This window comes from Holdemanella sp. MSK.7.32, assembly GCF_024460475.1.
In the GTDB taxonomy this organism is placed as follows: domain Bacteria; phylum Bacillota_I; class Bacilli_A; order Erysipelotrichales; family Erysipelotrichaceae; genus Holdemanella.
The window spans coordinates 1-13101 of record NZ_JANFYN010000019.1; the positions used below are offsets into that span (position 1 = coordinate 1).

The window sequence follows — 13101 nt, forward strand, 5'->3', positions numbered from 1 at the left end:
AAAATATACAAAAAAAGACAATTTCATTTCGAAAATTGCCTATATACAATAAAAAGCCTATGTCCTTACGAAAAGGTATAGGCTTTTGTCAACAATCTGAAGAATGAAATGTAACTTTTCATTCTTTATTGCACTCTCGTTTTCATACGATCTGGATGCAGACTATACTGAATCGCAATATCTTTTGTGATTTTACCTTGTTGATACAAGTCATAGATCGCATCATCCATCATAACCATACCGTTCTGTCGATTCGAAATCATTGTATTCTCAATCTGATGAATCTTATTCTCACGAATCTGCGAACGAATTGCAGGATTGACCAGCATAATTTCAAACACAGGAATCAATTCTCCATCTTTTCCTGGGATTAATTGCTCACTAATGATAGCCTCTAAAATCATGGATAATTGCGAACGCACTTGATCTTGATGACCTTGAAACATATCAATAATACGATCAATTGTATTTACAGCTCCTACAGTATGTAACGTAGATAGAATTAAATGTCCGGTTTCAGCCGCGGAAAGAGCTGTAGAAACTGTTTCTTCATCACGCATTTCACCCAATAAAATAACTTCAGGTGCCTCACGCAATGCTGATTTTAATGCATTTAAATAACTTGCCGTATCATGATATACCTCTCGTTGGGATACAATTGACTTTTTATGCGAATGCAAGAATTCGATTGGATCTTCAATCGTAATAATATGACAGCTTCTTGTTTCATTCATACGATCTATTAAACAAGCTAACGTCGTACTTTTACCACTCCCTGCAGGACCACTCACTAAGATAATCCCTTTTCTTCGATCTGAAAGATTTAAGACAGATTCTGGAATATTTAAATCTTCTGGATTTGGCAGATCAAAATTAACCACACGCAATACAGCTGCTTCTGAGTTCCTTTGACGATATACATTCACACGGAAACGACCAACCTGGGATAAAGAAAAAGAAAAATCATCTTCTCCATTTGCCACAAAATTTTCATATGAACAATAGGGGGCAAAACCATACAACTGTTGAACAATATCCTTTGTATCATTTGGCATCATTTTCTCTTGCGTAACCTTAACTAGCTGTTGTCCGACCTTAAACATACATGGACTTCCAGCCACAAAGAAAATATCTGAAGCATTCTGGTCTATAGCTTTTTTTAAAATTTCAACAACTTCCATTTTATTCCCCTTTCACAATCGTTTTAAAGATAACGATTTTGCCATCTTTTACTTTTACTTTTAAATATGTGTCACCCTTTACATGAACTAAAAAATCCGTGTGATTTTCATCTATTAATTTATGTGCTTTGATTTCAGCTTCATAGTACGCCTTTTTAAACGCATAACTACGATTGGTCTGTTCATGGATTTGGTATACCTTATTTGATGAAAACAACGCTAATACACACATGCAGACAACGACAAATATGCTTAGCATTGTAACTACACCTAATCCTATTCTTGATTGTTTCATTAGTGATTCTCCTCTTGATAATATTTATAATCCAACACTTTCTTTTCCTTTACATAAATACGAATACAATATTCATTCCTATTTACATTTGAAATCTTAACATCATATATATTATCATGCATCTCTTGCGAATACTCACCCACACTAGCACTCGTTTCAATTTTATTTTGCGCTATAACCATGGCATCTTGACGATACGTGTCCGTTTGCGAAATTTGCACCATCTTCGCATAGATTTCAATCAAAATCGTAGAAGTAATCAAAAAGAAGAATAACACAAACAATAATTCTAAAAAGAATGAAAATGGCTTCTTTGTCATGATGCCACCTCACTTCTTATATTTACATAAAAAGTAACACCATTGATCTTACATGAGATAGTATTTACATCTTGTTCTACATCAAAATCATGACAAGTCATTAACGGTTGTCCCATCGTTAAATCCGGTTCCATATCCTTAACAACGCAAAGTTCCATCAAACTCGTTCCTGATTTATACAAATATGTATCGCTTTTCGCATCCGAAAGCTTGATCACCTTTTGATCATTCACAACAAGAACACACACTCCATCTTCGGCATCATAACTATGAATCTTATTCGTGACATAAGAAACAGGAGTAGATGTTTCAAAATCATGTTTTGTGCGTCTTTGAAGCATCGTATAATCTTCGATTTGAATATTCAGCAACATAAAACAACACACCACAAACAAGAACAATAAAGAAAGAGAAAAGAAAACACCTGCATTTTTCATCATTCAGTCCCCTTTCTATACACATAAATATTTGGGTATACATTGTCCCCTTGCCAGTCATATGTTATAAAATAACTATTTTTATCATAAGTAAAACCATAGTTTTTCCTTAAATATTGAACACTTTCAGGATAACGACCCTCCACACTGTAACAAGTAATCAATGCCGTATCCAAACTGTTCTTTACACGATCTATATCTAAATTCTCTGTACTCTTATTGATATTTGAAAAGCCAAACAATATCAATATTAAAAACAAGACAAAGAACAATATGTTCTTTATTTTCATATGGCTACCCCAACGTCTGCAATACATTCATCAAAGGAAGCATAATTGAAATCAAAACAAATCCTACCAATAATGATAGACCCGCTATCATAGTTGGTTCTAAACGATTTAAAAAACTTGAAAGCATTCTCTCTAGATCATCTTTGTAGTGTTTCGATAACGTCTTTAACACTTCATCCTGATGACCACTTTCATCAGCTGCCATCAATAAAGCGCCATAACCTTGATCATATACACCTTCATTTACTAGAGCTTTTGAAAGACTCTCACCTTCTAACATACGTTCTTTCACATGAACAACCTTATCTTTTAAAAGAGGATGATCAATCGATTGCAAGATAACATCCACCGCATCAATCAAAGAATATCCACTCGATACAAACAAAGAAAGAATATATGTGAATTTTGTCATTTCAGTTTGATAGTTCAATTTTGAAAAGAAAGGTAATTTTGTAGCCCAAGCCTTATTCGAACTCTTTTTATATAAAATATATAAAATGACACCACAAACAAGAATTACCAATAAAATAAAGAAACCAATATAGCTTAGAATTCGAGCTGTATTCATTAGTGATAATGACATCGACATTTGTCTTAAAATATTTTCAAAGATAGGAAACACTTTAAATATCAATGCCGCCACAATCACAAACATCATTAATATCAACACAAAAGGGTATGTGATCGCATCTTGAATTTGATAATTCAATTTTTTTTGTCTTTCATAATAGACACTTAATTCTTTAAGAACCACATCTAGATTCCCGATACTTTGCCCTACAACAATCATTTGAATCATATATTCATCAAAATCATTCGACTGTTTTAGTGCATCCACAAAAGAAGTCCCATTCTGCATGATATCCATCAGTTTTTTTGCACAGCTACTTACTCCCGCATCAAAACCAGCCAACATCTTTAATCCTTCTTCAATTTGTAGTCCATTCGATATAGCTAAAGCCAATTCACTAGTAAAAATAAATTTTTCTTTGTTCGATAACATACATACGCCTCCTAATAGTGATACACTTCATCATATTTTCCCTCATAATCCGAGTTTTTCGAATCCGAAAAAGTAGGATCTACAAGGTTCCATTTTTCTTTCTTAAAATAGATTTTAGGATTGATCCAACCCTTATCCTTCAAATAAATTTCAACCCAGGCATGATATTCAATATCGGTCCAGCCTACAATAACTTTAGCAGGAATCCCCTGAATCCTGCATAAAGCAGCTAGACTTGCCGCATAGTCGAAACATATTCCTTTATGACTTTTTAAAGAACCATCGATATCTGGCAAGACAAATGTCTCACTGACATCTTTAGCCTTTTGATCATCATAATCCAATGTATCCACTACATACTTAAATAAATGTGCGATTCGAGTTAAGTCATCTCGATCTTCTTTTACAAGCTCAAAAGACTTTTTGTATACATATGAATCGTTTGTATAATTCACAATCTGGTTTGGATATAAATAAGGAGCAAGATCATTGGTCAAATTGACTTCCATGGAAGTAGAAGCACATATCGCATATCTTGTTCCTTCAATTTGTTGCAAAATTTTTATTGTATAAGTTCCATTCTCCATATTTACAGGGAATGTAGTAAAATCGGTCGTCTTTAAATCATAATTATATTTTTTATCATCTTTTTGTATCTGCAGCTTAATCCCGGTCACTTCCTGAAGCAATCTTGCACAAATATACCCATCATCTTTGTGAGTAAAATCTACAAGAGCCAGATTTCCATCACTTAAAACATCCGTCTGCTCATAACTTGGCCATAAAACCTGCTCTTCTGTTTGCGAAGGACTCTCTTTGCACTCTGTAGGATATTTTTTTGAATCTTGACATCCACACAAAAGTGTCAATACCATCAAGATACAAATAACTTCACTTATAATCTTATTCTTTTTCATACTGATTTAATAATACACCTATTTTGTTTCAATTAAATCATTAAATGCAGATATTGAAAGAGGACGACCATAGAAATATCCTTGTCCTACATCTGCGCCTAAGTTTTTAATAAATAGATCATCCTGCTTAGATTCAACACCTTCGACGACTACTAGAATTTGTGATTTTTTCGCGATATCAATAATGGATTCCAAAATCCATTTAGTTCTTTGATTATCAACCTCTGATTTTGTATGTAAGAAGATACGATCAATTTTCAACTCATCGATCTGTAATTTTGATAAAACATTCAAAGAAGAATATCCACTGCCAAAATCATCTAAAGAAACAGAAAAGCCTAATTTTTTTACTTCTGTTAAGATCGAATTAAACATATCAATATCTTCAATAACCGTACTCTCTAATACTTCTAACGTAATGTAAGATCCCGATACATTATATTCTTCTAATAAAGATTTTAATTCCGAAATATAATTTTCATGATAAAAAACAATTTTGGATTGATTCACTGAAATATTAACAGGATTCATTCCCATATCTATCCATTTACGAATTTGCTGTATCGCCTTTTTCAACATATAAAAATCAAGTTTTGAACAAAAACGATTCTTTTCAAATATATCTACAAAACTAGATGGAGGTAAATACGTTCCATCCTCTAAGCGCCAACGAACAAGTGCCTCTGCTGCGATTACAGAATTTGTTTGTAGATCTATTTTAGGTTGTAATACCATTTCAAAACATTGTGAATCCAGTGCTTGCTGCATATTTGATTCAATAAAGTTTTCAAATTCTTTTTTCTTATGTACTTCTTCATCAAAGAAACAAATATTCTCAGAAGAGGCTTCTTTTGATTGAGCTAACGCAAACATCACATTTGTGAGCATCTGCTCAAAAGTATATTTCTCCTGATCTTCTATATTACTTGCGACACCACAACAGAATTCATATTCATAACGAAAATCTTTTGTATTCTGGCGAATTTTCGTAAACATATCATAAATTCGTCTAGCCACCTCGTCTTCATTTGTATCATTCAACAATAAATAGAAAACATCGGCACTGTCTCGACAAATGATTTCATCTTTTTTAAGCATAGGCTGAATACATGTAACAACACGACATAAAAAATCATCCGATTTATCTCGTCCTAAAATTTCATTCATAAACTTAAAACGACGCATATTCAAAGACACCAAGGAATAGTTTACATTGCGCTGAGCATACATACTGACTAATTTTGTGAATCGAGTAAAAGATACAGCACCTGTTAATTGATCTTTATAGGCTAAATTTTCCATTTCCTTATTATTTTTTACCATCATCATATAGGCAATCCACAATAAGATCATGACAACAACCACAAAAACCATCAACACATAATTGTTTGCTCGTGACATAACATACAATGGATTGTTCAATGATTTTGCGGAATTCACATAACATAAGTACCAACCATCGAATCCCATCTCTTTGACAACAATTCCATGTTCTTCGCCATTAACTCCGATTAAACCATTGATACGTTCAGATAAATCGATACCTTTTAAAACAGCCAATACATCCTTTGATTCTTTATCCTTTTGAATCCCATAAAAATCTTTCAAATCCGTGATATAAAGATTCCCTCCATAAATGGACTTTCTCATTAGATTCGCATATGGCTTTAAACTGCTAATCGCACTTAACACACCTGTCACATTTTTAGAACTATCATATACAGGTACAATATATGTGATCACAAACTCTTTTGTGATCACATTACGTTTTCGTATAAATGCACTTTGCTTACCCAAAAAAGCAGAATCCACCTTACTCTTATACACTTTTGATAAGTCATTATATTCAACATGTGTAGATGAATTCGTAAAATGTATATCTCGTTGTGAATCAATATATAAAACTGAAGTAAAGGCATTTTCTTTTTTCATTTCTGCCAACGAAGAATCTATATCTGTATTATTTGATAGACTCTTTGCCCAAGTATTCAACAAAACAAAATCTGTGTGTTTTTGTGAAGAAATACGTTGTTTACATAAATCAATTTCCTGATTCATCGTTGTATATGTCGCATGATTTAAACTATCATCTCCATGGTCAATGAAAAGGAATGCCATAACAAGTATTGAAAGTACCATCATGACAGAGATGATCAATAATTTATGTATCCTTTTCTGCAACATGTTTATATCCATATACAACCAACATCTTTCCTTATTACTAATTATTTCTATCTAATTCTGCCTTATGAACAGAATAATTCATTCGATAATTCTTCTTTCTAAAAATACTATAGAACTTATTTGAAATACGCTGAATAATCAAGTGCGCATTCTCTTCGGTTTGACAATCCACTAGAAGCAGTAGTTGCGTTTCACTTGTACGAGTAAACAAGTCATTGCTTCTTAAACAAGAACCTACCAATCGTTTTACACGATCAAAATCTAAACCAATCTTTTCATAATCCAAAGTACCATCTGAGAACTGCAACATAATCAAATAATAATTTTGTTCATTACGAATAGACATTTTTAACAACAACTCATAGAAATACTTGAAAATTTCATACGAACAGAAGAAGCCTTGGTTTTGTTGATCACGACTTGAAAGCTCACGCATGATTGTTTCCATATCTTTACTTTCTTCCTTGGCATGATCAGCAATAATGATATCGTACAATTGTTTAAAGCGTTTCGATAAACCCGTACCTAATTCAGATAAGAAAATATCATTCAATTCATCATAATACTTCAACGCTTCACGATAATTACGTGTAGCCACTAAGCCTTTCATATAATAGTAATGTAAACCTTCATTAAATGGTTCAATTAAAACCGCCTGATAATTCATAAGCATCATCTCATCATAGCGTTTTTGCGTATATAAGTAACAAGATGTGCGCATCATCGTTTTCACATACATTTGTCTAAAGATCTCTTGTTTCTGTAAAATCCAGTGCAATTGGCTTGGTGAAGCATAGAAACGACCTTGGTATAATCTGAAAATCTTTCTAGCCGTCTTGAACTCTTTTTCGTCTAAAAGTTCCGAACCATCGTTGATTTGGTTATACGCCTTTTCCAATTCAACAAAATCAATATTCCAATCTAAATTTGGATTTAAAATATACCCTTTTCTTGTCGTTACAATAACCTCTTTGTCTTTGAAAAATTCAATTTCATTCAATTCAGCACGCAATCTAAAAATCGAGAACTTTAATGCACTAGATGGATTCTTACTTTCTGGCCAAAGAATATCAATCAGTTCATCTTTTTGAACTGGTTTTTCACTGTGAAACAATAAGACCTGTAATAAATTCACTAGCTGCTTTCCAAATAATTCGACAATATTAACGGTTACATTATCATTTGTGATTTCCAACCCTCCAAATGTTTTTACATAATAAGTATCACTCATGTTGATCCTCCTCTCAAAAAGATTATATAGTATCTAACCTAGTTTTATTTTACAATAAATCGGCCAAACAAAAAAGCAGAGAATCACAAAAATTCTCTGCAAATGGTTATTTTAAAGTATATTCAACATGTTGATAGTGAATTCCATTCTCTTCTATGTCGGAAAGTATTGTTTTTGTATACAAAGACTTGTCAAATTCAGGAAAATAAACCTCAGCATCCGCTTGCGCATCAATCTCAGTTAACACTAGCTTATCTGCATAAGCTAACATCTCACTATAAATCATGCCTCCACCAATACAATAGATTTCCTCATCTACATCTTTATATCGCTTCAAAAATTCTTCAACACTCGAACACATTTCGACGCCTTCACCCAAATCTGAACACGAACGCGAAATCACAACATGATGACGTTTAGGTAACATACCTGGAAGACTTTCAAATGTTTTTCTTCCCATCACAATTGTATGTCCCGAAGTCTGCTTACGAAAAAACTTCAAATCCTGAGGCAAATGCCAAATCATATCATTGTTTTTTCCTAATTCACGATTTTTACCAATCGCCGCAATCAATGTTAATTTCATAATTCTCCTATTGTGCTAAAGGGAAACTAATTTTTCCCATATGCTCATAGCCAATCAGCTTCACATCATTCTTTGGATCAAATGCATAGAAATCTTGAATATCTGGATTCAACCACAACTTAGGTGCTGGTAATGAGCCTTTTGTTTCATAACGATTTAATTGTTCTTTAATTCCCTCAATTTGGTTCACATAAATATGTGCATCTTTGATTGACCAATCAATCGTACCTGGCTCAAGTCCAGTAACCTTGGCAACCATCATCAATAAAACTGCATATTGCGTTACATTAAATGGCAAACCTAATGGAACATCACAACTTCTTTGGTGTACCCAAATATTTAACTTTCCATCCGTCACATCCCATTCTGAACTCCATACACAACTAGGAAGTACAGCTGTATCTAATTCGCTATCCTGCCATAATGAGATCACACGTCTACGATCTTCCTTATCGTTTTTTAATGAATTCAACAATTTATTCATCAAATCATATTTTTTTACAATAAATCCATAAGCCGTACCAATGGTATGAGCAAAACTTGGATCAAAATGTTTTAATACTTTTCCCGTATTCTCATCAATCCAGTCGCCATCTTCATTAATTTCCCATTTGTCCCAAATGTGAACATTTCTTTCTTGAAGCCATCTAACATCATTACTTTGAGCCTGATAGATCCAAAGCATTTCTGTAACAGCTTGACGAATAAATAACTGTTTTGTCGTCAAAATAGGAAATTCTTTAGATAGATCTAAATGAAAATGTGCACTTGGAACTTTAATCGTATCAATGCCAGTACGATTATGTACTTGAACTCCATTTTCTAAAATATCTTTACATAATCCGCAATATACATCATCAAAGTATGACATCCATTTCCTCCTTAAAAACATTCTCCTCAATAAAACGACCCACTGCACTTTCATCATTTGTATAAGGACTTACAAATGCACTGCATTCTTTAACATCCTGTGAGCCATTTTTCATACATACACCCATGCCGACTTTTTCAAGCATTTCCCTATCATTTTGTTCATCCCCAAAAGCCACACAGTTTTCAAGTTTGACACCAAAATGCTTAGCTACCTTTTCAATCCCATATCCTTTGTTGATTCTAGGATCTACATATTCGAATAAGTTATCTGCTGTTAAGAAACCAACACAAGCCTCATTTTTATATTGTTTAGCACGTTCTAATACAATCGGCATATACTCTTTATCACAATGTATAATCAGTTTGTTGCATGTATTATTTTCTAGATATGGTTCAAGATCAATTTCAATTTCTGTTTCACCAAAAATTCGTGCATGTTCCTGCGTTTCAATACTTGTATGATTTGTATAACGTGTGGCACCTTCCAAAATCCAAAAATCAACGTCTAAATCTTCAAAAAAATGAATCACATCTAAAACGACTTCACCATCAAGAACATGATACTCTTCTTTGGTACGTTGTCTTAAATCATATACAACGCCACCATTCATTCCCATGATAAAACTAACACTATCTTCAATTTTCCATTTTTTCAACATAGCACGAACCGTCTCTACTGGACGTCCAGATGCGATGCCAAATAAAATTCCGTGATTTTTCAATTTTGATACTGCTTCACGATTTAAATCTGATACCTGCTTTTTTGAATTCAAAAATGTACCATCTAAATCCGTCGCAATCAAAGTTACTGGTTCCATAAATTATCCTTCGTATGTTAAGAATGCTGCATATCCTTTTTTTGCTTCATAGATATCAGCTTTACTTGCCAATTCAAAAGGCGCATGCATATTATGTAAAGCTACACCACAGTCAATGACTTGCATTCCATAATTAGCCAAAATATAAGCGATTGTTCCTCCACCGCCTTGGTCTACTTTTCCAAGTTCACTGGTTTGCCAAGCTACATTGTGATCATCCATAATACGACGAATCAATGCGATATATTCTGCATTCGCATCGTTACATCCACTCTTTCCACGAGCTCCTGTATATTTATTGAATACGATACCTTTACCAAATTCAGCTTGATTTCTTGGACTTGATGCTGAAGCGTAAATTGGATCATGTGCAGCACTTACATCACTTGATAACATAATTGAATTCATCATTGCACGTTTCACGCTTAATGCAGAATAATCACCCATACAATCCATAACTTCTGCAACAAAGTTTTCAAAGAACATAGAGTGCATACCTGTAGCACCTTGAGATCCGACTTCTTCTTTATCAACTAACAAACAAACAGCTGTACGTTTTACATTTTCTGCTTCTAATTGAGCCATCAAACTTGTATACGCACAAATACGATCATCATGTCCATAACCTAATATCATACTTGAATCGAATCCACAGCTTCTAGCACGTCCTGCAGGAACAACCTCTAATTCAGCAGAAACGAAGTCTTCTTCTTCAAAGCCATAAGTTGATTTTAAAATTTTGGCAACATTGGCCTTTACTGCATCTTTCTCTTCATTTTCTAAAGGAATAGATCCAACAGTTACATTTAAATCTTCACCGGCAATCACTTCATTTGCCTTTTTCTGTAATTGATCTGCACTTAAGTGAATCAATAAATCACTAATCACAAATACTGGATCACTTTCTTTATCTCCAATCGCTACATCTACAGTTGTTCCATCTTTCAAACAAACAACACCATGAATTGCCAAAGGCAAAGTCACCCATTGATACTTTTTAACACCACCATAATAGTGTGTATCCAAATAAGCAATGTTTCCATCTTCATACAATGGATTTTGTTTAAGATCCAAACGAGGACTGTCAATATGAGCACCTAAAATGTTCATACCTTTTTCCAATGGATTTGAACCAATGTGCATTAACGCAATCGACTTGTTCATCATATTTACATACACTTTGTCCTGTGCTTTTAAAATCTCTTTATTTTCGATAACCTCTTTGATATCACGATATCCATAAGATTTTGCTAATGCGATCGCATTTTTTACACAAGCTCTTTCCGTTTTAGAATCAGATAAGAAATCAATATATCCATCACTAAATTTCATTACATCATTAAATTCTTCTTTTGAATATGTATTCCAAACTACTTCACTCATCACTCTACCTCCAATTTTTTAAATAAGCATTTTGACAATTCAATTTTTGAATCCATTGTATTCATCCATGTAATTTGTCCTTCTTCACGACTTGTATTCAACAAACCTTTTTGTTCCAACAAATCTTTTGTATGTAAAGTCGTACCCACGCTTCCTTCAATAATATGAACCTTTGGACAAAGCTTTTCCAAATATTTCGTATAAAAAGGAAAATGCGTACATCCTAATACAATGCTATCTAGATTTTTATAGTCACTAGCTGCTAAATACTCTTTCAAACAAGACTCTACGAGAGATGCATCATCAAGTTTATTGTCTTCAACCATTCTTACAAGTTCTGGACAAGGCACCTTTATAATATGATGCTCATCTTTAAATCGATTCATCAAATTCGCAAACTTCTTTTCTGACAAAGTAAGTTGGGTTGCCCATACCGCAATACGTTGATGTTCACCTCGATCGCATGCCACCTTTAATGCCGGTTCCATACCAATAATATCCACATCATACTTTTCTCTTAGAAGCTTAACACAAGCACTCGTTGCCGTATTGCACGCAATGACGATTGTCTTTACATCATGAGATATCAATTCATCACATATCGCAACGCAACGCTTTGTGATTTCTTCTTTTGTCTTTGTTCCATAAGGATTATATTTACTATCTCCCAAATAGATCAGATTTTCATTAGGAAGTAAACTATGCATCGTATGTAAAACACTAATTCCACCTAATCCCGAATCAAAAACACCTATTGGACTTTTTGAATTCATACAAAACGCTCCTTTTCCATCTTTACAATTATACAACGTATAAAGAAAACATCCAAGCCCTCAAACTTGGATGCATTAATGACTCATACGCTTTTTCATTTCGACTAATATTTCTAACAATTCTTTTTTTCCAATGCCATTATGTATCAGACTGTCCGGATGCACTCTATCATTATGAAATAATTGAATCAATGATGCTTGAAGCTCTTTAAATGACATAGATTGATATTCTTTATCTACTAGATACGCCTCATAATCTTTCATATCTACTAAATCTGTAGCATAAAAAGAAAGCACCATTTCCATCAATAATGACTGCACCTTCTCATGATCTTCTTCTAAATCTGAATTCGCCCAACAAATATCTTCGTCTGTTAAATCGCTTAATTTTTCGATGTATGTTTGAATAAACGAAGCATCATCCATTTTTTCTTTCGCAAAATAATTTGAAATCTTCATATACCCTCCAAAAAAAAGAGGTTTAAGGCTTTCATCACTTCCTTAAACCGCTTTTCGCAATATTTATATCCTCATATAAATATTACAATGAATTTTGTTTGTATCCATTATATTATTATGCTCTTCTTAACAAACAAAATTCTGTATAGATAAAACCACCACATTTTATCTATACCCTCTAATCCACTTTTCCTTCGCAGAGTTTACCACGCTCTGCATGTCCCTTTGGCAGCTCATCACACTGCCACTTAAATAATAGCACATATAAAAAGGGTAAGCAAGCTTACCCATTTGTCAGTCTATGACCTATAAAGGAAGTAGTCGGTAGTGTTTCAGTCATAGAACTTACAT

At 33.4% G+C, this 13101-nt stretch carries 15 protein-coding genes; all 15 read right to left on the reverse strand.

Translation table 11 applies throughout. From position 1 onward, the window contains the following. Window positions 1-125: 125 nt before the first annotated feature. A complete protein-coding gene (locus NE544_RS05950; RefSeq protein ID WP_118116439.1) occupies window positions 126-1181 on the reverse strand; it encodes a type IV pilus twitching motility protein PilT in 1056 nt (351 codons plus the stop codon). A gap of 1 nt (window position 1182) precedes the next feature. Continuing rightward, window positions 1183-1476, reverse strand: a complete 294-nt coding sequence (locus NE544_RS05955) for a hypothetical protein (protein WP_256268690.1) — start codon at window positions 1474-1476, stop codon at window positions 1183-1185. Continuing rightward, the gene (locus NE544_RS05960) at window positions 1476-1796 is read right to left on the reverse strand and encodes a hypothetical protein (RefSeq protein WP_118116443.1); all 321 of its coding nucleotides are present in this window, start codon (window positions 1794-1796) and stop codon (window positions 1476-1478) included. Before NE544_RS05960 ends, NE544_RS05955 begins: the two co-directional genes overlap by 1 nt. Continuing rightward, window positions 1793-2233: a DUF4860 domain-containing protein gene (locus NE544_RS05965; RefSeq protein WP_256268691.1), complete on the reverse strand. Its 441-nt coding sequence runs from the start codon at window positions 2231-2233 to the stop codon at window positions 1793-1795. Before NE544_RS05965 ends, NE544_RS05960 begins: the two co-directional genes overlap by 4 nt. After that, on the reverse strand, window positions 2233-2523 hold the full coding sequence (locus NE544_RS05970; RefSeq protein WP_118116447.1) for a hypothetical protein: 291 nt from the start codon (window positions 2521-2523) through the stop codon (window positions 2233-2235). The genes NE544_RS05965 and NE544_RS05970 overlap by 1 nt, the downstream gene beginning before the upstream one ends. A gap of 4 nt (window positions 2524-2527) precedes the next feature. Continuing rightward, window positions 2528-3526, reverse strand: a complete 999-nt coding sequence (locus NE544_RS05975) for a type II secretion system F family protein (RefSeq protein ID WP_256268692.1) — start codon at window positions 3524-3526, stop codon at window positions 2528-2530. Window positions 3527-3537: 11 nt separating this feature from the next. Then, entirely contained in the window at window positions 3538-4443 is a 906-nt protein-coding gene (locus NE544_RS05980; RefSeq protein WP_118115252.1) for a transglutaminase-like domain-containing protein, read from the reverse strand. Window positions 4444-4461: 18 nt separating this feature from the next. Next, entirely contained in the window at window positions 4462-6639 is a 2178-nt protein-coding gene (locus NE544_RS05985; protein ID WP_256268693.1) for an EAL domain-containing protein, read from the reverse strand. A 25-nt stretch (window positions 6640-6664) separates the two neighbouring features. Continuing rightward, window positions 6665-7858, reverse strand: a complete 1194-nt coding sequence (locus NE544_RS05990; RefSeq protein WP_227991415.1) for a BTAD domain-containing putative transcriptional regulator — start codon at window positions 7856-7858, stop codon at window positions 6665-6667. Window positions 7859-7964: 106 nt separating this feature from the next. Beyond that, entirely contained in the window at window positions 7965-8444 is a 480-nt protein-coding gene (locus NE544_RS05995) for a dihydrofolate reductase (RefSeq protein ID WP_118115249.1), read from the reverse strand. A gap of 7 nt (window positions 8445-8451) precedes the next feature. Further along, complete coding sequence (gene thyA, locus NE544_RS06000; protein WP_256268694.1) at window positions 8452-9315, reverse strand: thymidylate synthase; 864 nt, start codon at window positions 9313-9315, stop codon at window positions 8452-8454. Next, window positions 9302-10135 carry a Cof-type HAD-IIB family hydrolase gene (locus NE544_RS06005; RefSeq protein ID WP_118115247.1) on the reverse strand — a complete coding sequence of 278 codons (834 nt, stop codon included), beginning with the start codon at window positions 10133-10135 and terminating at the stop codon, window positions 9302-9304. The genes thyA and NE544_RS06005 overlap by 14 nt, the downstream gene beginning before the upstream one ends. A gap of 3 nt (window positions 10136-10138) precedes the next feature. Then, window positions 10139-11518, reverse strand: a complete 1380-nt coding sequence (locus tag NE544_RS06010; RefSeq protein WP_256268695.1) for an aminopeptidase — start codon at window positions 11516-11518, stop codon at window positions 10139-10141. Then, complete coding sequence (gene murI, locus NE544_RS06015; RefSeq protein ID WP_256268696.1) at window positions 11518-12291, reverse strand: glutamate racemase; 774 nt, start codon at window positions 12289-12291, stop codon at window positions 11518-11520. The genes NE544_RS06010 and murI overlap by 1 nt, the downstream gene beginning before the upstream one ends. A gap of 75 nt (window positions 12292-12366) precedes the next feature. Continuing rightward, a complete protein-coding gene (locus NE544_RS06020) occupies window positions 12367-12750 on the reverse strand; it encodes a hypothetical protein (protein ID WP_117924042.1) in 384 nt (127 codons plus the stop codon). Window positions 12751-13101: the final 351 nt, after the last annotated feature.

What these genes read in the sequence shown, in the direction of transcription:
- NE544_RS05960 (WP_118116443.1), bottom strand. Translation starts at nt 1,796, where the DNA reads ATGACAAAGAAGCCATTTTCATTCTTTTTAGAATTATTGTTTGTGTTA.
- NE544_RS05990 (WP_227991415.1), bottom strand. Translation starts at nt 7,858, where the DNA reads ATGAGTGATACTTATTATGTAAAAACATTTGGAGGGTTGGAAATCACA.
- NE544_RS05980 (WP_118115252.1), bottom strand. Translation starts at nt 4,443, where the DNA reads ATGAAAAAGAATAAGATTATAAGTGAAGTTATTTGTATCTTGATGGTA.
- NE544_RS06005 (WP_118115247.1), bottom strand. Translation starts at nt 10,135, where the DNA reads ATGGAACCAGTAACTTTGATTGCGACGGATTTAGATGGTACATTTTTG.
- NE544_RS05955 (WP_256268690.1), bottom strand. Translation starts at nt 1,476, where the DNA reads ATGAAACAATCAAGAATAGGATTAGGTGTAGTTACAATGCTAAGCATA.
- NE544_RS06010 (WP_256268695.1), bottom strand. Translation starts at nt 11,518, where the DNA reads ATGAGTGAAGTAGTTTGGAATACATATTCAAAAGAAGAATTTAATGAT.
- murI (WP_256268696.1), bottom strand. Translation starts at nt 12,291, where the DNA reads ATGAATTCAAAAAGTCCAATAGGTGTTTTTGATTCGGGATTAGGTGGA.
- NE544_RS05975 (WP_256268692.1), bottom strand. Translation starts at nt 3,526, where the DNA reads ATGTTATCGAACAAAGAAAAATTTATTTTTACTAGTGAATTGGCTTTA.
- thyA (WP_256268694.1), bottom strand. Translation starts at nt 9,315, where the DNA reads ATGTCATACTTTGATGATGTATATTGCGGATTATGTAAAGATATTTTA.
- NE544_RS05950 (WP_118116439.1), bottom strand. Translation starts at nt 1,181, where the DNA reads ATGGAAGTTGTTGAAATTTTAAAAAAAGCTATAGACCAGAATGCTTCA.
- NE544_RS05995 (WP_118115249.1), bottom strand. Translation starts at nt 8,444, where the DNA reads ATGAAATTAACATTGATTGCGGCGATTGGTAAAAATCGTGAATTAGGA.
- NE544_RS05970 (WP_118116447.1), bottom strand. Translation starts at nt 2,523, where the DNA reads ATGAAAATAAAGAACATATTGTTCTTTGTCTTGTTTTTAATATTGATA.
- NE544_RS05985 (WP_256268693.1), bottom strand. Translation starts at nt 6,639, where the DNA reads ATGGATATAAACATGTTGCAGAAAAGGATACATAAATTATTGATCATC.
- NE544_RS06020 (WP_117924042.1), bottom strand. Translation starts at nt 12,750, where the DNA reads ATGAAGATTTCAAATTATTTTGCGAAAGAAAAAATGGATGATGCTTCG.
- NE544_RS05965 (WP_256268691.1), bottom strand. Translation starts at nt 2,233, where the DNA reads ATGAAAAATGCAGGTGTTTTCTTTTCTCTTTCTTTATTGTTCTTGTTT.